The 26,803-nt window shown below is 45.1% G+C and carries 16 protein-coding genes, 7 tRNA genes and 1 pseudogene; 9 read left to right on the top strand and 15 right to left on the bottom strand.

The features are described from left to right. The first annotated feature begins 15 nt into the window (after window positions 1–15). Window positions 16–1,806, top strand: coding sequence for a putative 2OG-Fe(II) oxygenase (locus ACH19P_RS07725; RefSeq protein WP_462158005.1), 1,791 nt, complete (start codon window positions 16–18; stop codon window positions 1,804–1,806). On the opposite strand, the gene ACH19P_RS07720 is transcribed toward ACH19P_RS07725, so the two are convergent. The 3 genes from ACH19P_RS07720 to ACH19P_RS07710 form a co-directional block, all read right to left on the bottom strand. Continuing rightward, entirely contained in the window at window positions 1,790–3,445 is a 1,656-nt protein-coding gene (locus ACH19P_RS07720) for a tetratricopeptide repeat-containing sulfotransferase family protein (protein ID WP_462158003.1), read from the bottom strand. The two genes, ACH19P_RS07725 and ACH19P_RS07720, sit on opposite strands and share 17 nt — an antisense overlap. Window positions 3,446–3,512: 67 nt before the next feature. Then, window positions 3,513–6,365 (bottom strand): TonB-dependent receptor domain-containing protein, encoded by a 2,853-nt coding sequence (locus ACH19P_RS07715; protein ID WP_462158001.1) that lies wholly within the window; start codon window positions 6,363–6,365, stop codon window positions 3,513–3,515. A gap of 269 nt (window positions 6,366–6,634) precedes the next feature. Next, on the bottom strand, window positions 6,635–8,938 hold the full coding sequence (locus ACH19P_RS07710; RefSeq protein ID WP_462157999.1) for a DNA polymerase II: 2,304 nt from the start codon (window positions 8,936–8,938) through the stop codon (window positions 6,635–6,637). A 153-nt stretch (window positions 8,939–9,091) separates the two neighbouring features. Here ACH19P_RS07710 and dinG point away from each other — a divergent pair. The 6 genes and pseudogenes from dinG (at window position 9,092) to rsmS (ending at window position 13,937) form a co-directional block, all read left to right on the top strand. Beyond that, window positions 9,092–11,165: pseudogene (dinG, locus tag ACH19P_RS07705) on the top strand (ATP-dependent DNA helicase DinG). Then, window positions 11,165–11,941 (top strand): TSUP family transporter, encoded by a 777-nt coding sequence (locus ACH19P_RS07700; RefSeq protein WP_462157997.1) that lies wholly within the window; start codon window positions 11,165–11,167, stop codon window positions 11,939–11,941. Before dinG ends, ACH19P_RS07700 begins: the two are co-directional and overlap by 1 nt. Next, window positions 11,941–12,549 carry a primosomal replication protein gene (locus tag ACH19P_RS07695; RefSeq protein WP_462157995.1) on the top strand — a complete coding sequence of 203 codons (609 nt, stop codon included), beginning with the start codon at window positions 11,941–11,943 and terminating at the stop codon, window positions 12,547–12,549. The genes ACH19P_RS07700 and ACH19P_RS07695 overlap by 1 nt, the downstream gene beginning before the upstream one ends. Next, window positions 12,546–13,457 carry a histone deacetylase family protein gene (locus tag ACH19P_RS07690; RefSeq protein WP_462157993.1) on the top strand — a complete coding sequence of 304 codons (912 nt, stop codon included), beginning with the start codon at window positions 12,546–12,548 and terminating at the stop codon, window positions 13,455–13,457. Before ACH19P_RS07695 ends, ACH19P_RS07690 begins: the two co-directional genes overlap by 4 nt. 53 nt (window positions 13,458–13,510) lie before the next feature. Next, window positions 13,511–13,801 (top strand): late competence development ComFB family protein, encoded by a 291-nt coding sequence (locus ACH19P_RS07685; RefSeq protein WP_462157991.1) that lies wholly within the window; start codon window positions 13,511–13,513, stop codon window positions 13,799–13,801. Beyond that, window positions 13,773–13,937: a pleiotropic regulatory protein RsmS gene (gene rsmS / locus ACH19P_RS07680; protein ID WP_462157989.1), complete on the top strand. Its 165-nt coding sequence runs from the start codon at window positions 13,773–13,775 to the stop codon at window positions 13,935–13,937. The genes ACH19P_RS07685 and rsmS overlap by 29 nt, the downstream gene beginning before the upstream one ends. Here the strand turns inward: rsmS and ACH19P_RS07675 are convergent. From ACH19P_RS07675 to ACH19P_RS07660, 4 genes are all read right to left on the bottom strand, one after another. Next, window positions 13,934–14,437 (bottom strand): response regulator, encoded by a 504-nt coding sequence (locus tag ACH19P_RS07675; protein WP_462157987.1) that lies wholly within the window; start codon window positions 14,435–14,437, stop codon window positions 13,934–13,936. The genes rsmS and ACH19P_RS07675 overlap by 4 nt on opposite strands. Then, the gene (locus ACH19P_RS07670) at window positions 14,418–16,535 is read right to left on the bottom strand and encodes a 7TM diverse intracellular signaling domain-containing protein (protein ID WP_462157985.1); all 2,118 of its coding nucleotides are present in this window, start codon (window positions 16,533–16,535) and stop codon (window positions 14,418–14,420) included. The genes ACH19P_RS07675 and ACH19P_RS07670 overlap by 20 nt, the downstream gene beginning before the upstream one ends. A gap of 107 nt (window positions 16,536–16,642) precedes the next feature. Beyond that, window positions 16,643–18,883, bottom strand: a complete 2,241-nt coding sequence (locus ACH19P_RS07665) for a TonB-dependent receptor (protein WP_462157983.1) — start codon at window positions 18,881–18,883, stop codon at window positions 16,643–16,645. 120 nt (window positions 18,884–19,003) lie between these two features. Next, on the bottom strand, window positions 19,004–19,768 hold the full coding sequence (locus ACH19P_RS07660; protein WP_462157981.1) for a class II glutamine amidotransferase: 765 nt from the start codon (window positions 19,766–19,768) through the stop codon (window positions 19,004–19,006). A 149-nt stretch (window positions 19,769–19,917) separates the two neighbouring features. Between ACH19P_RS07660 and fadE the strand changes: the two genes are divergently transcribed. Beyond that, entirely contained in the window at window positions 19,918–22,374 is a 2,457-nt protein-coding gene (fadE, locus tag ACH19P_RS07655; protein ID WP_462157979.1) for an acyl-CoA dehydrogenase FadE, read from the top strand. Between the two features lie 170 nt (window positions 22,375–22,544). Continuing rightward, complete coding sequence (locus ACH19P_RS07650) at window positions 22,545–24,476, top strand: S9 family peptidase (protein WP_462157977.1); 1,932 nt, start codon at window positions 22,545–22,547, stop codon at window positions 24,474–24,476. Between the two features lie 141 nt (window positions 24,477–24,617). Here the strand turns inward: ACH19P_RS07650 and ACH19P_RS07645 are convergent. From ACH19P_RS07645 to ACH19P_RS07610, 8 genes are all read right to left on the bottom strand, one after another. Beyond that, window positions 24,618–24,694, bottom strand: a tRNA-Asp gene (locus tag ACH19P_RS07645). Between the two features lie 28 nt (window positions 24,695–24,722). Then, window positions 24,723–24,799: transfer RNA gene (locus tag ACH19P_RS07640), tRNA-Asp, on the bottom strand. Between the two features lie 35 nt (window positions 24,800–24,834). Then, a tRNA-Asp gene (locus ACH19P_RS07635) sits at window positions 24,835–24,911 on the bottom strand. Window positions 24,912–24,950: 39 nt separating this feature from the next. Further along, window positions 24,951–25,027: transfer RNA gene (locus ACH19P_RS07630), tRNA-Asp, on the bottom strand. Between the two features lie 30 nt (window positions 25,028–25,057). After that, a tRNA-Asp gene (locus tag ACH19P_RS07625) sits at window positions 25,058–25,134 on the bottom strand. A gap of 26 nt (window positions 25,135–25,160) precedes the next feature. Then, window positions 25,161–25,237: transfer RNA gene (locus tag ACH19P_RS07620), tRNA-Asp, on the bottom strand. A gap of 24 nt (window positions 25,238–25,261) precedes the next feature. Then, window positions 25,262–25,338, bottom strand: a tRNA-Asp gene (locus tag ACH19P_RS07615). A gap of 100 nt (window positions 25,339–25,438) precedes the next feature. Next, window positions 25,439–26,791 carry a TIGR03503 family protein gene (locus ACH19P_RS07610; protein WP_462157975.1) on the bottom strand — a complete coding sequence of 451 codons (1,353 nt, stop codon included), beginning with the start codon at window positions 26,789–26,791 and terminating at the stop codon, window positions 25,439–25,441. Window positions 26,792–26,803 lie beyond the last annotated feature (12 nt).

The raw sequence follows: 26,803 nt of genomic DNA, 5'->3' as shown, positions 1-26,803 counted from the left end.
ATAAATATTCTTATTGTGACGGCGCCTACTCTCCAAACATTATTTCAGCATCGAAAGTATGCACAGTGTCTTGACTATATCTCACGTAATGCGCAAACACCCAAGCCAGTGGGGACTTGGCTTATCCAAGGTCTTTGTCACGCTGCGTTACAACAACGAGATAAAGCGATTGAAATCTTATCTCAAGCACTCGAACAATACACCCGTCACGCGGAGTTAGCAGTTCAATTAAGTCAATTGTACTTGCAAAATAGTCAGTTCAACGAAGCGTTAACCACACTAAACCAACTAGACATTCGTCACCCACAGGTCAGTTTGTTGAAATCAAAAGTACTCACAGGCTTGAAGCGTTGTACGGATGCACTGCAATGTCTTAATGATGCAAAAATTTTAGGTCTGGATGCTCTGTCCTTCCATTCACAATTGACAAGTATTTATCGTCAACAAGCGCGTCCCGATTTGGCTCTGGGTGAACTAGAACGGTCAATGTCGCTTAAAAAGGGAGATTTTCACCTACAGTATCAACATGCTTGTTTATTGAGAGAACTGGGTAGACAAGAAGAAGCACTAAGCGAGTTTTTATTGCTTTATCCCCAAGGTAAGCAACTTCCAGAATTAAATTTTGTCATTGGTTGTACACACTACGACTTGGGCAATTATGAGCAAACAGAAGAGTATCTTGAACGCTGCCTAGGACTGGCGCCTTACTATGTGCCAGCACATGAATGTTTAGGTAAATTGCGTTGGCTACAAGGACGCAAGAACGAATTCCTCACTAGTTTTGACCAAACCAGAGACGCTCACCCTCCTCACCCAGTATTGGAGCGATCACGCATTGCTCAGCTGCTTGTGGCCAGTCAATATGAACTTGCATTGGAATCTGTACATTGGGCTCGTCGCCATTTTCCAAAAGATGCTCAATTTATTCACCTTTCAGGCGTTATTAACAAGCGAATAGGGAACCTCGAGCAAAGTATTTCTCTTTTACAACAAGCTGCGACACTAGAGCCTAATAATCCGCGATTTCAAATAGATATCGCCAATCATGAAATTCAGCATCACGAATACCAATCGGCTCAAAACCGATTACTGCCTTTGCTAAAGTATTTTCCAGACAATCAAGAAATATGGGCCTATCTAGGCATCTGCTGGCGTCTTGGCGGCGATGAGCGACATGTATGGCTGAATGATTATGATAAATACATACAAAGCTTCGAATTACCTGTTCCTGAACATTTCGATGATAGAGAACATTTTGTCGGCATGCTGAAACAAACCATTAGTCACTATCACAAGCCCGGACAAGAGCAACCTCTGGACCAAAGTGTCCAAGGCGGCAGCCAAAGCGAAGGGCACTTGTTGTTTTTACAAAATCCAGTTATTCAAGCTTATCGTACGTCTCTGGAACAGGTCATTACACAATATTTAGCCAGCTTACCCAAGGACGATAAACACCCATTATGTCGTCACAACACTCATCGCTTTAAAATTGCGGGAAGTTGGTCTGTGAACCTTGCCAACAAAGGATTCCACACCAATCATATCCACTCACAAGGTTGGTTATCTGGGCCAACGTATTTAAGTGTCCCGCCAACAATCCGCACAGACGATCCACAGCGTCAAGGATGGGTAAAATTTGGTGAAACCTGCCTTGAATTGGGTGATAGAGAAGAGGTCGCTCGTGCCATCTGCCCCAAAGCGGGGCAAATCGTCTTATTTCCAAGTTACATGTGGCATGGAACGTACCCTTTTTCTGCCGAGGGCACACGAATGACCTTGCCCTGTGATATCAGCCCTTTAAGTTAAATTGATTACAAAAATCAGGGTACAGCGAGCTTGCACGAATAGCGTCTACATAGTGACGACTGCGTCCAGAAGAGCTTTGGTATAATGGCTTTCTCACCTGCCAAACGCTCGCTGTTTTCACTGAATTACGGCGAGTATGAAAATTCAAAACATCATCATTCCAATCAAGCTCCAAAAATGACAACAAATCCCCTGCTACCCTCTTTGGTTCACTGACAAACTGATCGTAATTTAATGTGAAAATCGACTCGGGGAATAGACGTTGCCAATGTAACTTCAATTTCTGCATTTGCTCGTAGTAATGCAAAGTATCGTCCAAGTCAGTCGCATAACTCATACCCTGTCCGAGATATTGAAAATAGGCGGATAATGCATTGTCGAATGGGTTACGCTGTGTCCAAATAAATTTGGCATTAGGGAACAACTGTTTGATTAAACCAACATAAAGATAGTTTTCCGGTCTTTTATCAGTCAGTTTCAATGCATTTGGAAATGCATCATTAACTTCCTTCAAGTAAGCATCTCTTATTTTCTCTAATGCTGAGGCCGATAGGTTCTGAACCTGTTGTGGAAAGAATTGAGGCTGCAGGGTCAACACGCGATGTAAATGCTCAATTTCGCCTCCATTTTTAATCGCAGCGAGTGATCCTAGTACTTGTTCGACGAGCGTAGAGCCTGAACGGAACATGCCGCAAATAAAAATCAGTTCAGGGCCTTCTGTGTCACGGAGTGGTTGATTTTTTGCGTCAGGGAAAGAATTAATGATCCGTTGCACGAATTCCTCATGCTCTTGCCTTCTATAGGGCTTCTGGTTGTTGCGATTAATTCTATTTGCCTCAACATATGCCTGCCAAGCATCTTCGTAATGCTTACAATCATTAAGCACTTTTCCCAATCCATAGAGCAAGAAACATTTATCTTGAGCAGATGCTCGTGGGTGATTAATCCCCTCTCGAATTGCACTGATATCAGGGTCACTCTCATCTGTGAAAGTTTTCAAATCAGCTAACCTAGCCAGTGCTGAAAAATAGTGGGGGTCGTACTTATATGCATTTAAGAACGCTTCACGGGCTCGCTCTGCATGTGCGTGTTGTTCAGCCAGATTACCCACGTTGTACCATGCATCACTAAAATTGGGTTTGAGGGTGAGTGCTTGCTCAAGATAATGTTGCGCCAATTTATCGTTCGCAAAATAGTCGCTCACGATCACGGCCATATTCAAATATACTTGATGGGCGTCACTGACATTGGCATCTAGCGCTGCTTGGTAGAAGCTGAGCGCTTGTTCGTACTTGCCAGCTTGTTTCATATAATATGCAGCGTTAAACCACAGGTCCGCATGTACTTCATGCTGACGAGCCGCCCTTTCATAGCACAGTGCAGCTAATTCAGTTTCCCGTTTATGTAAGTGAATTTTCACTCTTAATTCGACCGCATCCATTGCATCGGGTTGCTGCTGTAACCACATATCCAAATATTTGATAAGCGCTGCTTCATCTCTATTCGCCATAGCAGCCCTAACGAAAGTGGGGGCGACGATGTGTACATGTCCCTGTTCAACAAGTGCATCTGCTAAGTGTTGAGCTGTTTGCCAGTCATGTTCTTTCAATAACCTTTGAATTTTTTCTGTACTTGGCATATCCACCCTTATATTCAAGCCATAAAAAAAGCGAGCCGGAGCTCGCTTTATTCTACTCTAAATAATCTTAGAATTTGAACGTAACGTTAGCGTGGAAGTAACGACCAAGAGTGTCGTAGAAACCAGCTACCGCGTTAGCGTTAGTAGAGATAGCACCGCCAACTAGTGGTGGCTCTTTATCTAGGATGTTGTTCACACCGATTAGCACTGATGTGTAATCGTTGATTGTGAACTTACCTTTAAGATCCAAGTAGCTTTGAGAACTGATACCAGTTGTAGCAACTGGGCCTTCATTCTTCTCACCTACTGAACCGTAGTAACGCCATTTAAGAGTCGCACGCCAGAAGCTACCTGTGTCGTAGTTCATAGTCATAACATGACGCCACTCAGGTTGTGCGAAACAGCCGTTCTCTAGTGTATCGATACAATCGTAAGGGTCAGAAACACCTGGGATATCAGTTGTTTCTTTAGTCATCATGTAAGTACCGATGAAGTTAGTAGATAGTGAACCGCCAAGTACATCAACGTTGTAGTTAGCACTTACGTCCACACCTTCCCAGTGTAGTTGACCTAAGTTGATGTCAGTTGCAGTTACGCGACCAGTACCAACCCAAAGACTACCGTTACCAGGTGTACGGTTAACTAGGTTACAGAACTCAGCACGGCCAGTAGTAGCACACTGACGAACGATAACTTCTGGGTCGATGTTACCGATAGCTTGCTCAAGTTCGATATCCCAGTAATCCACTGAGAAGTTGAAACCGTCAAACGGGTTAGCAACAACACCAAGAGTCATTGTATCTGCGATCTCTGGGCTTAGGTCTGGGTTACCACCGTAAAGTGCATTGTATTGGTCAGCTGGGCTCGCGCCGATGTTACCGTACTGTGAGCTTGATACACCTGTGTTAGCACATGCTGACGCTGAAAGTTCAGGAGATGCTGTAGCACATGGATCGATACCACCCCATAGGCCTTCGCTTTGTGCAGCGAATAGCTCGCCGTTGTTCGCAGCACGAACTGCACGGTTGTAGCTTGTACGTAGTTTCCAATCAGATGTTACATTCCAGTCAAGCGCTGCTTTGTAAGTAGGCTCTGAACCTGAAGTGCTGTAATCAGACCAACGGTAACCTAGGTCAAGAGTCATGCTCTCAGCAAACGCTACGTCTTCAACTAGTGGAACGCTGATTTCAGTGTATAGTTCAGTTACGTCGTACTCACCGTTAAGGCTCTTAGTTGGACCACCTTGGCCAAGTAGAAGACCTTGAGCGTAAACTTCATCCGCAGTACGGCTGAATGTTTCTTCACGGTATTCAGCACCGAATACAGCTGCTAGTGGGAAGTCTGACGAAGGAAGACCAAAGCCAAGCTCACCAGTTACGAAACCACCGATGATGAACTGTTCAGTAATACCCGTAAGGATTGCTGTACCAGTAAGTTCAGCAGCCGCTTCAGCAGTTACACCACCTGGAGTAAATACTTCGTAAGGGATACAGCCTGCTGTGTCAGCACAGCTTTCGCCGTTTGCAGAAAGTGCTGTTGTGATACGAGGACCGAAGAAGTCATTGATGTATGCATCAGATGAAGAAGTTGAACCGTACTGCATCCACGCATCGTAAGTCCAAGTATCTGTTAGCTCACCTTCTGTACCAAGAACCATACGGAATGAGCTGTGCTCAAGGTTCGCAGCACGTGGACCACCTTCAACGTTACGTTTACCAACGTAAGCACCGATGCTGTCGTCCATAGTGATACCAAACTCATCCATGAACTGTTGACGTTGTGTATCAGAGAATAGGTCGCTTGTTAGCGGAAGGATGTACATTTGGTCGAAGAACGTACCAGATTCAGCGATCTGACCAGTAGTACGGTCACGCATGTACATAGCTTCTGCATAAGGACGGAAATGATCGTTGATTTCATAATCAGCGAAGAAACCGAATGTGTGACGCTCATCAGGACGCATGAAGTGGTTGATAGGCGCGTAGTTGTAGATGTTACTACCATCGTAATCTACGAAAGAACCATCTGGCTGAAGTGACCAGAATACTTCTTGGTCGTAATCGTAACCGTCAGCACCGATTGGCGCGATGAAGAAGTTAGGGATGATAGCATTCGCAGAACCACCACATGACGTACCAGCACCGTTCAGTGCACAGCCTGAGTAGTCACGAGATTCTTGACGAAGTTCGTTCTGACGGTTGTAAGTTACATAACCTACAGCGTGACCTTTACCACCGTCGAAAGAGCCACCTAGTGTAGCACTGAAGTCAAAAGATGAACCGTCGAAGCCTGAGCTACCATCTGCGTAGTCAAAGCCTTTTTGGTCCATAAGGTCTTGCATGTAACCATTATCATTGTCGTGCTGGAATGCAGTCACGCCAAGATCTACTTCGAAACCTTCAAATTTGTCGTCCATTACAAAGTTAACAACACCCGCTACCGCGTCAGCACCGTAAGTAGATGAACCACCACCTGTTAGTACTTCAACACGTTGAACTAGTGCCGCTGGGATTTGGTTAATATCAGCAGATTGAGTGTAGATACCACCTGCTTGTACACGACGACCGTTAACAAGAACAAGTGTACGCTGTGGACCCATACCACGAAGGTCAAGGGTAGCGGTACCAGTTGCGCCGTTTGCTTGGAACGCAGTGTTTGATGCTTCAATCTGTGGCAAGCTGTTCATCATGTCTTCTACGCGAGTGAAACCCGCAACTTCGATGTCTGCTTGAGTAGTGATTTGTACTGGGCTTGCAGTTTCAAGGTCTGTACGCTTGATACGTGAACCAGTAACTTCGATACGTTCTACTTCATCTGCACCTTCTTCAGCAGCCATAGCATTTGCTGAAATACCGGCTGTAGAAGCAGCGCCAAAAGCAAGTGCTAAGCGCACTGATTTTGCGATTTTGCTGTTTAACATTGGATTCTCCCTGGGTCACTTTGGAATGTGACTAATTATTTTTTTGTTGTGAACAACTTTATTCAAAACGTAACAAAATACGTCTCTACGGAAGATACTAAACAATTTGAGAAATAATGGTCAACAGCAAATTAACATTGAAAGCACAAAAACAAACACAAAATACATAAAAATTATATTTACTAGTGCTTTTAAGCGTTTAAAAACAACGATTTACCCGATCTTGGGTACACAAATGAGCAATTGTCGCCAATAACGCAATATTTTTGTTAAATCAGTGAAAACTGCCCGTGAGTGGCATTGAGTTCGATAGAAATACCTACGCCTCTTAAGTCATCGACAATGGGTGTAAGTTGCTTTTCAAGATAATGTTCTAGGTCAAGAGGTGTGTCAGTAGGCACCAGTTCTGGGCCTTTGAGGGTAATGACGTAGTCGACCCAATCTCCCCGGGTTAATTTTTTGGACGATTTCAAAGCCGCTTTCACATGGGGCGGGATCGTTTTGATGTATTGATCAGGATTTTTGCCAAGTCTTTTTCGATAAACAACACGGTTAACATAAGTTAAATTTTGTAATTCGTTAACAAACTTATGCACCACATCATCAAGATTCTGCTGTGTAAAAAGCGCCATAAATAATTGATTTTGAAAATCTCGCGCTATTTCTGTCCAATCAGAACGTACTGATTCCATCCCTTTAAATACCAATTTATGCCCAGCTTGAACCAATAAGCCAGCGTAGCGCTTTTTACTGCCAATATCTTTGTGCCGTGCTTTAGGCATTAAGAACGGCCGATACAAACTCTCATATTCCAGTTCTAAGTAACTTTGCACACCATATTCGTCGCGTATCAATTGTTGCCATTTTCTATTGACTGCTGAGACTAATTGCGACGCCAATTCATGGCTTTGTTGTTCATCTAATTCATTGGGCAGTGCCACAAACGTTGAATCCGTATCTCCGTAAATCACTGTCGCCCCCATTTCCTCTAACCACTTTTTCGTGGTTTGCATAATTTGGTGACCGCGTAGCGTTATGGAGCTAGACAGTCGGGGGTCATAGAAACGACATCCTTTTGAGCCCAGCACGCCATACAAGCTATTCATGATAATTTTTATAGCCTGTTGTAGATGGTGATCGCCAACATCTTTAGCTTGTTGACGTGCCAAAGCTAAATCTCCTACAAGCTGCGGCAAATGGTGCCCTGTTCGGTAAAAATACGCACCATTAAATCCTTCGATGCTGTTATCAGTGTCTGCGAGGCCTAAAATCAGCCCGAGGGGATCGATACAAAAGGTGCGAATGATACTCGGATATAGGCTTTTAAAATCCAGCACAGCGACGTTGTCATAAAGACCAGGAGTTGAATCCATTACGTACCCCCCTGGGCTATCAAAGCTTAACCCATGCTCAGCCATATTCGGCGCAACATAGCCACTACGATGCAGATGCGGTAAGTACAAGTTGGTAAAGGCAGCGACCGAACCACCTAGCCTTTCAAGCGGTAAGCCCGTTAGCTTCGTTCTTGCAATTGCAAACTCAACCAACTCTAGTTTTTTAAAGATAGCCAAAACTAATTGCGTATCTTTGAGGTTGTAGTGTGCCAAACGCTCTTTGTCTTGCACAAACATCTGTTCGATTTTGGCGAGTTTGTCCTCATTATCAATGAGTTTCTTTTCCCCTAACACTTCCTGAGCGACATTATCCAAACTGTAGCTCGAAAAATGATAGGTGGCATTTTTAAGCATATCTATACCATCGAGCACCGCCCTTCCCGGCACCAGCAGCTTATTTATTTTGCTACCGCGCCAAGTTACGGCTTCATGTTGTCGACCCAAATTAAGGGGCACGTTTAATTGCTGCGCACGGTAACAAAGGAGTTGAAAATCAAAATCGACTACATTCCAGCCGATGATTAGGTCAGGATCGTATTGGGTGATTAAAAAACACAGTCTTTGCAGCAGTGTGGCTTCATCTTCAACATATTCTAGCCATGGCTCTGATGGGTGTGTTGGACTACCAATCATGATTACTTTGTTTAGGTCATCACTTGCCAACGCAACACTGAATAAAATCCCCTCACCACTGCATTCTATGTCTAACGACAACACAGATAGGTCAGGCGTGTAACTATCATTCGCCTTGAACTGTCCTTTGATGAGCGTGTTCTCATCTACGCTAATGCCCTTTGTCCACACGCCTCCTCTGATAAAGCGCTCCATCAAGTACTGTTCTTGCATTCTGATGTCGTCTTCATACAAACGGATCCCCTCTTCTTTGAGCAGTTCGCGCGCACTGTAATAGTCGTGCAGCCTGCTAAAATACAGTGCGGTGACACTTTCGTCTGCGAATGTTTTTAAAGACAGCGCTCGGGAGTCGGCATCGAGGGTATTTCGCTCTAATAGAGAATTGGCATGGCCAATCTGTGATTGGGGTACGAAGAACACGCCTTTTTGCGTGTCAGATACCACTTTTAAAGGCCCATTGTCAGTCGCCAGCCAAGTTACAAAGCAAATGCCTTCGCGACGCTGCTGAGTGTGCATAGACAAAATAAATCCGGCGGTTACTGACACGAAACAATCACTAAAAATGAGTTAATGCTGCCAGTTTACCTAAGCTAAATGATAATTACAGCTGAGTTTGAACTCAGGTGATGATAAGCGCTTGAGTCTTGCTCTATGAGCCCCTAAAATGAAGGCACTGTAAATTTATACATAAGTAATTAAATGCTTTCAGATCCGTTAAAAAAGACTATTCGTAATGCCCACCAGCGGATTGCTAAAAGCTTAGATGATTACACCCCCCGCTCGAGTCAAAATTACCTCGTTGCAGAAATAGCAAAAACGCTCAGTGGTGAATATCACAAAAAGCAACGAATTTGCGTAATCGAAGCTGGCACGGGCACGGGGAAGTCACTCGCCTATTGTTTAGGAGCGCTACCAATCGCTCTCAAAGCCAATAAAAAACTGGTTATATCTACTGCGACAGTCGCCTTGCAAGAGCAGCTACTGCACAAAGAGTTGCCCTTTTTTGCCGAGCACAGCGGACTAACATTCAGTTATGACTTGGTAAAAGGTAGGGGGCGCTATATTTGCGCCCACAAACTAGAAAATGCCGTCAATGGTGACCAACAACAAATGGCGCTAATGCCTACCCTGACCTCTCCGCTTAGCGACATGGAACAAAAGTGCCTAAAACAATTGCATCTAGCTTACAGCGAGAAAAAGTGGCATGGCGATAGAGATTCTTGGGCGGATGTCATTCCCGATCGAGTGTGGCATCTCATCGCCTGTGATAAGCATTCCTGTCAACGTCAGATGAAGGCTCACCAAACATGTCCTTTTCACTTGGCACGCCAGAAAATTGCGCAAATGGACGTGTTGGTCGCCAACCACAGTTTGCTCCTCGCTGATTTAGAACTTGGCGGTGGCGTTATTTTGCCAGAGCCTGACAACTGCATTTATGTGATTGACGAAGCACACCATCTCGCTCACATTACCCGCGACTTTTCATCCGCTGCAGCCACCATTAAAGGCACCCAAGACTGGTTGGAAAAGTTGTTAAAATTCAGTGGTAAAATGGCACAAGCTATCTTCAGCGCCAGTGCTTCCGGAAGTCAATTTAAGCTCAATGACTCACTTGACGACATTACTCGTGGACACAAAGCGGTATTAACCATGCTCGATGGCGCGGATTACCAATACAGTGAAGACCACACGTATCGATTTTCTCATGGCTTATTACCCGAGCAACTCACAGTACAAGCGAAAGATATCAGTGAGGCTGCCAAAACAGCGTTAAGAACCTTGAATAAAATGCACGAGGCGCTAAGCAGTGATGTGAACGATGGTGATGTGAAACCCTTTATTGCTGATCCCATCCTTGCGGAAAGTGGGCAATACATTGCACGTCTAGAAACGTTGCATAAGCTTTGGTCAAGTTACAGTCGCAACACAGAAAGTGTTCCTCACGCTCGATGGATTAAACGCATGGATTACAAAAACCACCATGACTATCTACTGAGTGATTGCCCCATTGAAGTAGGCTTCTATTTAAAAGATAAATTATGGCGTGAATGTGCGGGCGCCGTTTTATGTTCAGCCACATTGACGGCTCTTGGCTCGTTTGAGCATTTTGCTCATGAAAGTGGACTGCGTGGTGAAGAGGGCGTGAAGTTTATCAAAGTCCCCTCTCCATTCGATTATCCAAATCAAGCTGTGTTACATATCCCTAAAACAGAATGTGAACCAACAGACAAAGCCTTTAGTGACTTCCTAGTGAAAGCACTCCCTGACTGTTTAGACAAATCCAAAGCGAACCTCGTGCTGTTTGCCTCGTATTGGCAAATGCAGCACGTTGCTGAGCGCTTACGTGCTCGTGGTTGGGATTTGCTCATTCAAGGTGAAATTTCCCGAGAGACACTGATACGCAGACACAAACGGCGCGTTGATGACGGTCAAGGAAGCATTCTATTCGGTACCCAAAGTCTTTCTGAAGGGCTCGATCTGCCAGGGGATTATTTAACAAATCTCGTGATCAGCTAAAATTCCGTTCGCCGTGCCAACATCACCTATTGAAGAAGCCCAGGCTGAGTTTGTGCAAAGCAAAGGTGGAAACCCTTTCTTGTCGATTACAGTGCCAGATGCAGCGAAGAAATTAGTGCAAAGCTGTGGTAGACTGCTGCGCAAAGAACGCGACAGTGGTCGTATTACTATATACGATAGACGTTTAGTCACGAAACGTTATGGTAAAGCGATGCTTGATACCTTGCCCCCTTTTAAAAGACAAATTGACTACTAATGTTTGAATTAGCCATCGACCCTTCAACGTGGGCAATTTTATGTGCTGTTGCACTTGCAGCCGGGTTCATCGACGCCATCGCCGGTGGCGGTGGCATGTTGACCGTGCCAGCCCTACTAACCGCTGGCTTGCCCCCTCATCTGACGCTTGGCACTAACAAACTAGCTGCCAGTTTTGGCTCGCTAACGGCCAGTGTAACGTACTATCGCAAACGCCTGTTTGACCCTAAGTTTTGGGCTGGGTCTATTATCGCCACGGCAATAGGCGCTGCGATCGGCACGCTTATCGTCGATAAGCTAAGTATTGAATTTCTGAACAAACTTATACCCGTAGTGATCATCGCCGTCGCCATTTACTCTTTATTTGGCAAACTCAGTCCCGAGCAAAGCGATAAATTACCCAAACTAACTCCTAATCTGCGACTAAAACAATGGCTTCAGGGGTTAGGATTAGGCTTTTTTGATGGCGTTGCCGGACCAGGCACTGGAACGTTTTGGACAGCATCGAACAGCGTGTTATACAAAATGAACTTGCTGTTGAATTGCGGTTTGGCCCGATCGATGAACTTCGTCAGTAACTTTATTTCACTGATTACTTTCGTCGCGTTAGGACATGTAAATTTCCTATTGGGTATCACGATGGGCGTATTTTTGATGTTGGGCGCCTGGCTAGGTGCACATTCAGCCATTCGCTTTGGCTCAAAAGTGATTCGTCCAGTATTTAATACCGTGGTAATCGTGCTTGCTTTAAAGCTCATATATGAGGCGTACTTATAATGAATGGTGAGCGCGCTTTAGCGAAATTACAGCAACAGCTAACGCGGTTGCGCGCTGATGCCGAACAATTCGACAAAGCCAAATGGTTTGCCAAAAACCGCTACATGCAAGCTCAACACTCGCTATTCGAACGCTCTGTTTTTACGACCAAAAGCATGCAGCTTGTCGATTATGTTGATGAAGCGCAGCAGCAATTGACTCGCCTGTCTAATAGTAAGCTTCAGGGTGCTAGGCATCAATTCGCGTTCGCAGTTACTCACCTGAGTGAACAAATCGAAGCCATTGTTAAAGTGCTAAAAGCGACGCCTGTATGGCAAAAAGAGAACGTGCCAACCGTACGCGCGAAGAAGTATCAAAGGGCCGTGCAACAAATCATCAAACCGACTAACGAGTTGTACCAAGAGCTGGCGCAAAATCATGAATTTGAGCGCCGCTTAGAATTAATGATTAACGAGCGTAAACAACTGCTAGATAAAGCCAATGCTGAGCAAGCTGCAATGCTGAACAAAGAAATTTTAGCATTGCATGCACGTTTGGGACGCTGTCGTAAAGCCATAGGCGCAGTTGAAGAGCGCATAGAGTTTGCACAGAAACATCACGGCCGATGAAGCTTTTCTATCACCCTATATACTCCCAGTTAGCGCTCCCCGCGCATCATCGCTTTCCTATTAGCAAATACCAACGTCTCTATAACAAGATTAGCAACAACACCGAGATCAGTAAGGTAATGGAAATCTGTTGTGCACCGCCTGCAACGATAGAGCAAGTGTGTTTGGCTCATGAACAAACCTATGTACACCAATTCATCAATGGCGGTTTATCGAGCAAAGCACAAAAGCGAATTGGCTTTCCTCACAGTCAAGCTCTCGTAGAGCGCACTATGCAATCTGTGGGCAATACCCTAGGCGCTGCAAAAGAGGCTCTTAACTCAGGTTTTGCAATCAATCTCGGTGGAGGCTATCACCATGCGTTTGCCGACCATGGCAGTGGCTACTGCATATTTAATGACGCTGCTGTTGCCGCTCGTTGGTTAGTAGATAAACAGCTTGTTGACTCAGTATTGATAGTGGATTTAGATGTACATCAAGGGGATGGCAGCGCTGCAATTTTGGCTCAAGATAGTGAGATTATCACCTTGTCTTTGCACGCTGAGCAAAACTTTCCGCGTCTGAAACAACACTCGGATTACGACTTTGCTCTAGAAAAAGCGTGTGACGATAGACATTATATGGACACACTCGAGCAAGCGCTGAGCTTCGTTCTGCGGTTACACAGTCCTGATATCATCATTTATAATGCAGGTGCAGACATCGTGGATAAAGATGAATTGGGGGTTCTGTCCCTCACCTTAGATGGCGTGCTAGCCCGTGATAAAATGGTGATAAGCACCGCCCTGAATTGTGGTATACCATTAACGTGCGTGCTAGGTGGTGGCTACCAACGCGACGTCAATGGCGTAGTTGAAGCTCATTGGCAACTTCTGCGAGCAGCTTATCAATGCTACGGTGAAAAGTAACTCCCTGTGAACTATGATAATTAAGTAGATAAAAGCGTAGGTAATCAAATCTTATGTCACTCTTTGATGATGTTCACAACTATTACGAAAAGCTTGTAACAGAAGAAGTCATCCGCCAGCAGTTACACCAGATGTATGATAGCAATCTATTGGCTGATTTATGTTGCACAGCGCTGAATCAATTACCGCCAAGATATATCCGTTCAGATGTAGATATGGCATTTTACTTATCGATCAACGAGGCTGAGCAAATGCAAAGCAAAGCGGCGGCAGCGATTGAGGTAGCAAGAAGTTTAATTGCACAACGAGGTACCGATGCAGAATACAGACAGACCCCTAGATAAGGCGCCACAGGAAGTACAGCTCGCTGTGGATCTGATTATGCTGTTAGAACAGCATGAAATAGATCCTCGCATCGCCTTAAGCGCTATCGAAATTGTGAAGCGAGATTTGTTGAATCGAATTGAGTCTGTTAATTAGGGCACATCACATTGTTGCGAAAGTGAAAGCATGTGTTCAATCATCTCTTCTCCCAATCGTTTCGTTTGTTCATCATCGCCCACTTTGACTGCCTGATCCGCCTTATTAGCAAGCTGTTGCAAGGTATCGCAACCGAACATAGAGGCACTACCTTTAATCGCATGAATTGATTTTCTTATTCCTTCAGCATCTCCATACTGTAACTGGTTCTGCATTTTTATACGCTGTGGCTCCAGCCCTTTAATATACTGCTCTTTTAATGCATTCATGTCAGCCGCTGGAAGGTCTATGTCAAATTGTGGTGGCAATGATAGGTAGTGCGCTATCTTTGCGCAAAACTGTTGTCTATCTATTGGTTTACTTAAGTGATCGCAAAATCCCAGCTTCTTATAGCGCTCAACTTCATGACTCATAGTATTCGCTGTGAGCGCAATCACTGGAGTCACGCAGCCTATCGATTGAATAAAAGACAAGGCCTGCTCACCATCCATAATCGGCATTTGAATATCCATCAAAATCAGAATCAAATTCTTGACTTAAAGCCTGAGAGACAGCCTCTTGGCCATTTTCAACCACAGTGACATGGAGCCCCATGCGCTCAAGAATACGTGTTAGCAATACAGCATTATCTGGATGATCTTCGGCAAGTAACACATTGCCATTCAATGAGTTGTCTAATACAGGTGCAGGAGGCTCTTGCTGTGGTTCAAATGCATTTTTATAACTGTCGACCCACTTTGTTTCCTCCGGCACATCAAGGGCTAAATCCACCGTGAACATAGTGCCATGGCCAATTGCGCTTTTAACTGTAATTGTGCCACCAAGCTTTTGTGCTAGCGTCTTCGAGATATTAAGACCTAACCCCGTGCCACCGTACTTGCGAGAAATAGTTGAGTCGGCTTGATAAAAGGCTTCAAACAACTGCTCTTGCTCGTCCACACTCATTCCAATACCCGTATCTTTTACATCTATTTTTAAACGCTCGTTGTGAACACGAACATCAATTGTAATGCGCCCAACAGTTGTAAACTTAAGCGCATTAGCAGTTAAGTTCAGTAATATTTGCCGTAAGCGATTGGCATCGGTGATAATGATTTCTGGCAAGGGGAAGTGGTAATTAAGGTTAAACTGTAAACCTTTGTCACGAATTTGTTTACCTAAGAGCGACTCCACCTGACTAATAATTGAGAACAACTTAATTGGGCTCTTATCCACTTCTAATCGATTCGCCTCAATTTTTGACATATCTAAGATATCATTGATCAATCCTAAAACATGTCGAGCATTTTGCGCGATAATACGGTTAGCCTGAAGATACTCATTGGGTTTAATGTCGCCTAACATCAACCCATCAGCGTATCCGATGATTGATGTCATTGGGGTGCGAATTTCATGGCTCATGTTAGCAAGGAAACGGCTTTTAGCTTCGCTGGCGTCTCTGAGTTCATTGGCCAAAACTTCTAGCTCTTTGGTGCGCTCCTGTACTTTGTTTTCAAGGTTTTTTGTGAGCTCAACATTGGCTTTGTTAACCAAACGAAACTTATCTGCAAGGGCAAACGCTAACAACATGGCATCAAGCGCCATCCCTATCAAACCGTATTTGTATAGGTTCACTTCTACCGTTGGAAACAATCCCAAATTAGTTAAATTACCCACCATGTTAGGCAAGGCCATCGCTAAATAAGCGAGAACAAAATAACGGGCTGGCTTAAAACCTTGGATCAGACGCGTCACACCAATATAGACACCTAAGCACAGTGCGATCCCTGTGGAAATGGTTGCCCAAATAAATCCCGCGCCAGGAGAAACCATACTTAGCGGGATGCCAATCAACGCTAACCAAGAGTATGTTATCGCGAAATTAGCGAATCTAGGATGAGTCTCGTATAAACGCAAAAGATGAACATAGAACAAGGTGTTGGTCAGCGGAATCAGAATAAAGCCCATCCAATGCCAAGTGTACAAATCAGCGTGGAACAACTGACTTGGGATGTGGAAAAAGTGACTCCAGGCAAACAGCCAACATACCGTGAACACGGCATAGTACAAATGAGTTCTGTCCTTTGATCCTAAATATATCAACAGATTATAAAGACCAAGTACTAAGCCAACACCAAAACACAGAGTGATAATGAGATTATCCCAGATAACTTGCTGATCAAATACGGAGGCCTCAACAAGCTTGAGTTTGGGTGGCGTATAAAAGGCATCGCTTACAAAAAGGCTAACGATAAGCACTTTTTCATTTGCGGGTAACTTGATGGCGTGACCATAGTGAAACGGATATTTGGAGGGGGATTGCTCGCCTCCGTCAAAGCGCGCAATACCGTCACTGGAATACACCTGTGTAACAATATTTGAAGCAACAATATTGTAGGGTGAATAAACCCACTGTTCGGTCGCGCTACTATTTTCAACTTCGAAGTAAGTAAAAAAACGACCGCCGAATAAAGAGGGTTTGTCTTTTTTGTCTAAACTTTTCAACCAACGGTCTAAGTCTTCTCTATCGTCTGGGAAACGAGTGTTTTGCAGGGCTTGGTAAAAGCCCTGATGCTCTTGGATAGTAATAGATTCAGTGTCGTCCGTCAGTGTGGTCAATGCATATGTATGGACACTGTTCAGGCACAGGAAGACAAGGAACAGATGACTCAGTATTTTTGTTTTTATGGTATTCCAAATCACTGTAATGCAAACCGCTCAGTCGTTTAAAAAGAATAAGTTACATCAACACCAAAACGTCGACCCTCTCCTTTAAAATCTTCGAGCATCCCTAGAAATTGAGTCAAATCGAATTTCAAATTGCTGTATTGAGTATCAAACACATTGTTTGCCCACGCTCTTGTCTGCCATGGGCCGCTACCGTACACAACATACGTATCCCACAAAGTATAGTCACTTTGTTTCGCGATAGGATTTTGATTTTGGTCGAAATAATAATCAGATTGGTAATCGAACGCGATACCCGCCTGAAGCTGTGATTGCTCCATGCTAACTAAATAACTCAATGAACCGCTGACGTTCCATTTCGACGTAAATGGGAGTCGATTGTCGGTTAATGTGTTGCCCAAAGGATCGGTGTATTCATCAAATTCAGCGTTTGGTATATAACCAATACCAAGCTGAGCTTGCCATGCCTCAGAAGGGCGTAAGTCCAAGGAGAATTCCACACCTGAGATCTCTGAACTCGCCACATTTTCCAGCAATTGCAATGGCGGTTGTTGGGGATCTTCAGCAGGTTGGTTCATAAAGACTTGCTGATCGTCATACTGATAATGGAATACCGCGGCTTCGAGGTTTAATTTCAACTTTGGCACAATTACTTTTGCGCCAATTTCATGCGCTTTTAATTGCTCAGGCCCATAACTCGCGTTTCGAGCTTGTTCTTCGCTGGTCAAGAACCCACCGTTATAACCACCGCTCTTGTTGCCATCAGCGTATCGATAATAAATTAAAGTGTCATCTGAGGGCGTATAATTGATACCAAAGCTAGCGGATAACGAAGTATCTGACTCACCGCCTGTTAAATCATAATAAGGAACATTGATTCCCTCTGAAGGGGCTTGTGGGATGGGGACGTTCAATGTAGAGCGAGTTTTGTAATCAAATTCTTCATCACCATAGCGAAGACCCCCCAACACAGCCCAACTTTCACTTAACTGCCACTGGCTATGGGCGAATATTGCTAGTGCATCCGTATCTATTTCATTGTCATAAAAAAATTGTGCCGTAACTGTCGCTGGCAAAATGCCGCGAAGGTCGCGCAATAAATCATTATAATTCAGTTGCTCAATACGCTCTGAGAATTGATACACACCAACAGTCGTGAACATTTGCTCAGTTTCATGTTGCCAACGAATCTCATTACTCCAAGACTGAGTATCTAGCCCTAGATTACCTTCACATAGCTGGGATGGTGAGCCGTCACAATTAAAGCCGTGATCGCGTTTGAGGTCTGCGCCTCCTAACACCCAAATAAGCGTATTCGACTCGTTCAGGTCCCATGCCAGCGTACTATTGAAATTGTAACTTTCAGTGTTGTGTTCATTATTGTTATTGACTTCCACAGCCCAAAAATCATCTGATTGAGCTTTGAAGCCAAACGCATCCGTGCAATCACCCGCATTAACTTGGGCTGGTGTACACATACCACCGGTGCTGGGATCGATGACGCCAATATTCCCGACAGGTTGGCTCAAACCGTTCCAATGCGAGTACTGACCCTTCACATACCACTGTAAGGTGTCCCATTCACCGAGGTAACTGACACGAAAATCGTTTTGCTCAAGGCCAGCCTCAGGGTAGTCATCGTTCAGATTGTATGTGGTGTAATCATATTTTTGATGTTTCACTGCGATACGCAGTGCTTGGGAATCAGTAAGTTGCTTGTTACCAATAAACTCTAGGCCACGCCATTGGTCTGACCCCAGCGTCGCACTCAAAGAACCAGAGTCTTCGAATTGGGGTCTTTTACTGCGAATTAATATTGCGCCGCCGGTACTATTGCGCCCGAACAAGGTCCCTTGTGGACCTTTTAATATCTCAACTTGTTCAATATCATAGAGGTTAGCTACTTGATGATTAGCTGACCCACTTGCTACACCATCGATATACACTGCGACAGGAGATGTATTAGCAGTGTTATAGTCTAATAAACCAACGCCACGAATGTTAATGGCCGGAGGTGTTCCCTCAGCGGCGTTTTTAGACATTTTTACGTTTGCAGAAAAGCGCGCCAGATCGGTCGTGTCTTTAATATTGCTATTTTCAATTTGCTCATTGGATACGACGCTCACTGCAATGCCTACGTCGTGGGCCGCTTGCGGCCTTTTTTGCGCATACACCTCAATGATTTCTAAGTCATCTTTTTGCGTTTTTGCAAAACCTTGCACCGAATAAGCACCCAGCGCAACGAAAACTGCAACGTTTAATGGCAATCTTTGACTCATGTCGATGAGCCCACCCCTGTATTATTGTTGTTATAAAGTATAGAGCATTAAGCGCTAAGCACAGTGAAACTCGTTGTGGTTTAACAATTTTCTCTAGTGGGAATGCATTCTAAGGTATTTTTACAATTTTTCACCAAGTTTAAATAGGGCGAATTCACCTGGCTGCATTTTATTCCATCGTTCGTCGTTAGTAAGTGGACGAGTTGCTATTACCGTGACTATATCGTTGGGTGTCGTTTCTTCTTGGAAGTTAATCACCATGTCAGCATCAATCAGCGTTGCTTTTCCAAAAGGCGCACGGCGAGTTATCCAGTGTAAATTGTTGGTGCAATATGCAAGCACGTACACACCGTCTGTTAGTAGCATGTTAAACACGCCCTTTTCTCGCAACTGATGTGCTAACTTTGCCGCGTAGCGAAAAACGACGGCCATATTATTCGGCTTACTTGGGTATTTTTCACGGATTTTATCTAACAACCAACAAAATGCCAGTTCACTATCTGTGCTACCAACGGGCTGATAGTAATTGGGCTTTATATCTTTGTAGTTCGATAACTGACCATTGTGAGCGTAGGTGATCTCACGGCCCCATAACTCTCTTGTGAATGGATGGGTGTTTTCCAAACACGTTTTACCGCGATTAGCCTGACGAATATGACTAATAACCGACTTACTCTTTATTGGATACGCTTTAACCAGTTTGGCTATTTCCGACTCACAACTGGGCAAAGGGTCTTTAAATGAGCGGCAACCTTTACCTTCGTAAAAGGTAATTCCCCAACCATCGCGATGAGGGCCTGTATTGCCTCCACGCTCTAACAATCCAGTAAAACTAAAACAAATATCAGTGGGGACATTGGCCGACATGCCAAGCAGTTCACACACAGAGACTCCTAAACCACATTAAAAAATAAATTCCAAAGGTAAACAGACCTTTATTTCGCACCCTATAATTAAGGTTAAGGGCTTGCAACCCCAAAAGAGTAACGCTAATCTACACACTAGTGGTCAGACCTCTAACAAGGAATAAGATTATGACACTTCTGTTTTTACTCGCGCTCATCGTTGTACTGTCGTACGCCAGTTACAACCGAGCTAGTTACAATACCTGTTTAGGTCTTGCGGTAGCAACCATGGTGATTGGCACCTTTGCTGGCGCATTTGGCTTTATAAGCTGGGTGTTGTTTTTAATTATTGCTGTGCCTTTGTCTGTTTCGACACTGCGCCAACAATATATCACCCAACCGCTGTTTAAAGCATTCAAAAAAGTGACCCCGACCATGTCTGACACAGAAAAGTCAGCCATAGATGCGGGCACTACATGGTGGGAAGCCGATTTATTCTGCGGTAACCCTAACTGGAAAAAGCTTCACCAGTTTCCGGCACCTAAACTCAGTGCTGAAGAGCAAGCGTTTCTTGACGGTCCCGTTGAAGAAGTCTGCGCCATGCTTAACGACTGGGAAGCCACTCACGAGCTTACCGATTTACCACAAGATGTATGGCAATACCTAAAAGACAATAAATTCTTTGCCATGATCATCAAAAAAGAATTCGGTGGTTTAGAGTTTTCGGCCTATGCACAATCTTGTGTGCTGCAAAAACTGACAAGTAAATCGACCTTGCTTTCATCTATCGTCGGTGTACCTAACTCATTAGGGCCGGGTGAGTTATTGCAACACTATGGCACCAAAGAGCAAAAAGACCATTACCTTCCTCGCTTAGCGCGTGGTGAAGAAATTCCATGCTTTGCCCTCACTTCACCAGAAGCGGGCTCTGACGCCAGTGCGATTCCAGATTATGGTGTGGTGTGTAAAGGCACATTCAACGGCGAAGAAATCACCGGTATCCGCTTAACATGGAACAAGCGTTACATTACGCTGGCACCTGTTGCTACGGTACTTGGACTTGCGTTTAAGCTACAAGACCCGGATGGATTACTGGGTGATGAGAAAGAATTAGGCATTACCTGTGCGCTGATCCCAACCGACATGGAAGGCGTGGAAATTGGCCGTCGCCACTTCCCATTAAATGTGCCTTTCCAAAATGGTCCTACAAAAGGTAAAGATGTTTTCGTACCGCTTGATTACATCATTGGTGGTCCGAAAATGGCCGGACAAGGCTGGCGCATGCTTGTTGAATGTTTGTCTGTAGGTCGTGCTATCACCCTACCGTCAAACTCTACGGGCGGCATCAAATCATTGGCGCTGGCAACTGGTTCATACAGCCGAATTCGTCGCCAATTCCGTCTTCCTATTGGTAAGATGGAAGGCGTTGAAGAAGCGATGGCTAAACTCGGTGGTTACGCGTACGCCAGTGACGCTGCAGTTTCAATGTCTACCGGTGCGGTAGATATGGGTGAGAAGCCATCTGTGGTATCTGCCATTTTGAAGTATCACCTGACCGAACAAATGCGCGAATCAACCATGCATGCGATGGATGTTCATGGTGGTAAAGGTATTTGCTTAGGCCCGAACAACTATTTGGGTCGCGGCTATCAAGGCGCCCCTATCGCAATCACGGTAGAAGGTGCAAACATCCTTACTCGTAACATGATCATCTACGGTCAAGGTGCCATTCGTTGTCACCCGTTTGTGCTGACCGAACTCAATGCCTGTACGATTGAAGATAAGGCTGAAGCCTTGGATGTGTTCGATAATGCGCTTATGGGTCACATTGGCTACACCATTTCGAATCTTGTCCGAACTAAATGGTTAGCGCTAACCGGTGCACGCTTTACATCGGTTCCATTCAAAGATGAGACCGCAGAGTTTTATCGAGACGCTGCGCGTTTCAGTGCGTCACTCGCGCTGATGTCGGATATTTGTATGGCAGTCTTCGGTGGTTCACTTAAGCGTAAAGAACGCATCTCTGCACGATTAGGTGACATGCTAAGCTACTTATACTTAGTCTCCGCAACGTTAAAACGCTATAACGATGACGGTCGTAAAAAAGAAGACTTGCCATTGGTTCGTTGGGCGTGCCAGGAATACCTGTATCGCTGTCAGCGTGCTCTAGCAGACTTAATCAACAACATGCCATCAGTGTTCCTACGTGGGCTATTGAAGATTGTCCTATTCCCGTGGGGCCGTCCTGTGCGCAAACCAACTGACAAACAAGAACATGTTATTGCTCAGTTATTGCAAACACCAAACGAGACACGTGAGCGTTTATCGCAAAACATCTATCTCACTGAAGGTCCTTATAGCCTTCTGGGCAACCAAGAAAAAGCCTTGCGCGATATCTTGGCTGTGGAGCCTTTGTTTGACAAAGTGTGTCGCGCGACGGGCAAGAAGCTGGCATTCATGCAGCTTGATAAAATTGCCGACCAGGGTTTAGAAGCCGGCGTCCTAACAGAAGATGAAGCGCAACGCTTACGTGATGTAGAGCAGCAGCGTCTTGACGTAATCAATGTAGATGACTTCGACCCGGCAGATTTGTTGGCAGGCAAAGCGGCGCGTAAACGTCCCAGCAAAAAAGCCAACGCAGCTTAATTAATCGTTACTTTGAGATATACCAAAGCCGGCGCCTATGCCGGCTTTTTTATTGCCTGTATAAATTTGCTAACAATTTAGGAACTGCAATAACAATCTAAATACTTGCATTAAAACAACTTCCGGCAAACACTGTATTCGAAATAATAACAACTTTAAGGATGAGAATTATGCACAAGTCACTCACTGCGAGCGCTCTTGCAATCGCAGTTGCTCTGTCACTCAGCGCTTGTCAATCAAGTGGCGATTCGCAAAGTACCTCTGTAGCTCAAGTACAAAACACCCTACAAACCTACAGTGCTGAGACCTTCTTTGACACAGTGAGTTTAACTGGCAGCAGTTTCAACAAAAACGGTTCCAAACTCCTTATCAGCAGTGATGAGACGGGTATTTATAATCTTTTCGAAGTAAACCCGAAAACAGGTGAGCGCGCACAGTTAACGCAATCACAAGACAGCACATACAGTGTCGGCTACTTCCCTAATGACGATAGAATCTTATTCACTCGCGATAATGGTGGTAACGAGCTGTATCACCTATTTGTTCGTGATTCTGATGGGACAATTACGGATCTGACGCCAGGAGAAAAAACGCGTGCAAGCTTTGCTGGCTTCAGTAAAGATGGCAATACCCTTTTCGTGCTGACCAACGAGCGCGATCCTAAGTTTATGGATTTGTACAAATATGACAGCAAAACGTTTACCAAAAAGTTGGTCTACAAAAATGAACTCGGCTTCAATGTTGGTGCAATCAGCCCTGATGGACGCTTCGTCGCACTGAATAAAACACACAGTAACCGTGACAGCGACTTTTATTTACTTGATACCTTAAAGCGCATTGCCAAACCGACTATTTTGAGCCGTCATGAAGAACCCGCGCAGTACAATGCCTGGAATTTCAGTGTGGATGGTAAATCGCTCTACTATGCCACAGATGCCAAAGGCGAATTCCGCCAACTATGGCGCTACGACCTTGAAAGTGGGGAACACTCACTGGCATTAGCCGATGACTGGGATATTAGTTTCTTGCGCTTCTCAGAATCAGGTCGCTATCAAGTCAGTGGCATCAATGCTGACGCGAGCACTAAAGTGTCCATTGTCGATACGACAACGAACGAGCAAATATCACTACCAAGTAATGTGCCTAACGGAACATTAAGTGGCGTTGAATTTAGTAAAGATGAAAAGAATATGTCCTTTTATCTGAGCTCAGACACGAGCCCTCGCAACCTCTACGTTTGGGAAATTGGTTCTGACAAGGCAAAACGCCTGACCAATAGCTTGAGCAAAGAAATCGATGAAAACGACTTAGTTGAAAGCCAAATCGTTCGCTTCAAGAGTTTCGACGGTTTAACCATCCCGGGTGTTTTGTACAAACCAAAACAAGCATCTGCAGCCAACAAGGTCCCTGCCCTTATTTGGGTGCACGGTGGCCCAGGTGGGCAAAGCCGCACCGGTTACAGTGCTATGCAACAACATCTAGTGAATCACGGCTACGCTATTTTTGCTGTTAATAACCGTGGGAGCTCTGGCTACGGTAAAACCTTCTTCCACCTAGATGATAAGAAACACGGTGAAGATGACTTGCAAGATATCGTCTATGGCAAAAAACATCTGCAAACGCTTGATTGGGTCGATGCAGACAAAATTGGCATCATGGGGGGCAGCTACGGCGGTTATATGACCGCAGCAGCGCTTGCGTTTGAACCTGAAGAGTTTGAAGTAGGTATTAATATCTTTGGTGTTACAAACTGGGTGCGTACTCTGACGTCGATTCCGCCGTGGTGGGAAAGCTTTAAAAAATCGCTATATGATGAAATGGGCGACCCGGCAACAGATGAAGAACGTCACCGTCGTATATCACCACTGTTCCATGCAAAAAACATCACTAAGCCATTGCTCGTTGTGCAAGGAGCAAATGATCCTCGCGTGTTACAAGTTGAAAGTGACGAACTCGTAGCGGCGGTGAAAGCCAATGGTGTACCTGTCGAATATGTATTATTTGACGACGAAGGTCATGGCTTTTCGAAACGCGCTAATCGCATTACGGCATCTGATGCCTATGTATCATTCCTAGATAAGTACCTCAAAGGCACAGAGTAAACGTCTTAGGTGGCTGGTGTAACGCGCCAGCTGCCTACTTTCCCGCCCAGACAATTACTGAGAAAGAGATGCGACAAGGTCTTCTGATGAAGGCTTTGAGTAAATCATTTGAGGATAAAGTGTGCCTGAAAGGCTTTGAAATGGCGGAGTGGACGGGACTCGAACCCGCGACCCCCGGCGTGACAGGCCGGTATTCTAACCAACTGAACTACCACTCCGCAGTGGTATGCATTGTACATCATTAAATGGCGGAGTGGACGGGACTCGAACCCGCGACCCCCGGCGTGACAGGCCGGTATTCTAACCAACTGAACTACCACTCCGCAGTAATGATGTGTGTACACGATTTCAGGCTAATTGGCGGAGTGGACGGGACTCGAACCCGCGACCCCCGGCGTGACAGGCCGGTATTCTAACCAACTGAACTACCACTCCGCAAAAGCGCTGAATTACATGTACTAAAGAAGATAAAAATGGCGGAGTGGACGGGACTCGAACCCGCGACCCCCGGCGTGACAGGCCGGTATTCTAACCAACTGAACTACCACTCCGCAGTATTTATATTCTCTAATTATTCCGAATGGCGGAGTGGACGGGACTCGAACCCGCGACCCCCGGCGTGACAGGCCGGTATTCTAACCAACTGAACTACCACTCCGCGACGGAATATTGTGTTTGCTTGACTGGCGGAGTGGACGGGACTCGAACCCGCGACCCCCGGCGTGACAGGCCGGTATTCTAACCAACTGAACTACCACTCCACAGAGTAAGCAAACTGGGATAATTGGCGGAGTGGACGGGACTCGAACCCGCGACCCCCGGCGTGACAGGCCGGTATTCTAACCAACTGAACTACCACTCCGCGTTATCCAAACTATCAAGGCCTGTGCCCTGACAGCGGCGTGAATGATACGAATCACCCCTTGGTGAGTCAACAGTTTTTTTGAAATTTTAGGCCTTTTTTAGTCATCTGACATCGAAAGGTTTAAAATTTCACCTGATTTGCCATTTTTTGACCCGTTTCCATCCAAGTTTACTTCAGATGCGTCATTTTCCGATTGTTGTTTTTTCCGCCAAAACAGTAAATTAAACTTCCCAAGCAATGGTTTCTTCAAAACCAAAACTCGGATCAGTCCCCAGCCGATGAGCAAAATTAACACGTTTCCGATTGCCACCAATGTGTAAAATAGCCCCGCACTCATCGCATTTGCCTTTTCGGCTTCCTCCTGCATTTGCACCAGCTCTTCAGGTGAAGGGCCTGCGGGCAACTCAACGACTTTTTCTATCGGACGAGCGATGGAAAAATCGTATGTGGGCATGCTCGCCATAAACTCACGGCCATTAGCATTGGTCCCAAATACGTCCATTTCCACAGAATAATGGCCCCAATCATAATTACTAACTTTTAATATACGTTGTACGCCCTCTTGTGCAGGCAAAGAAAACGCTTGTTCATCATTATTAGGGTAAAAGATACGACCTTGAAGGAGTGCACTACTCGGGTCAATTAAGCTTGGATCAAATGAGATTACTAATTCATGGCTTTCATCTTTTGCCCCCTCAATCACCTCAAATGTCAAGGGAGGGTCCTTTACGACAACAGGCTCTTGTACAACTTTGCGTTGAATAAGTGGCGTCGTGAGAGAAATCTCTGGTCGCCATTCACCTGAAGCAAAGTCCAAACGAAATTCGCCCGTAAATATGGCATCTCCGGGGCGCTCATCGAAACCTCGACCATCATCTTTGAAATCAGCCACGTGCTCTGTACCTGCACCGAAGTTCGTGTAATCGTTGTTATTAGTGCTCACAAAGTCGACTTGCATGTTAATTACTTCGCGAAAATGCCCTATTTTCACTTCTTGGCCGTCATTCAGCACACGCCCTGTTAGTTTGATAATTTCACCGCGAAATAACATCGCTGGTAATGTGTCGACCTCGAGACTGATATCCCCAATCACCATAATTTTACTTTCGGGCAATATTTGCCCTACCACTTGCCAAGGCCCGGGCATCGGCGTTTCCATTACAATCAGGTCGTAACTAAGTTCATCGTGCCATTGTAACTTATCGTCTTTAAGCGCTTGAGTGGCGTACACCTTACTGCCATCGGGGCGCACTAGCACGACCGCGGGGGAACCTTGTCTGCGGAAAAATAACAAGGTGATTTTGTCGATATCGTGGTCAATACGAAAGCGGTTATCAAGCAATGGAATTTCGTTGTTATCTTCCAATATCGTCAATTTTTCTTGTTCGCTGGCCATCGCTGGCGAGACAAATAAGAAGATAACTGCAAAGATTCCGATGATGCTTCTCATACGTTCTATTCC

This window comes from Pseudoalteromonas sp. GB56, from assembly GCF_054923835.1.
Note: the sequence above shows the minus strand (reverse complement) of the source record. Positions and strands in the feature narration are given on the sequence as shown.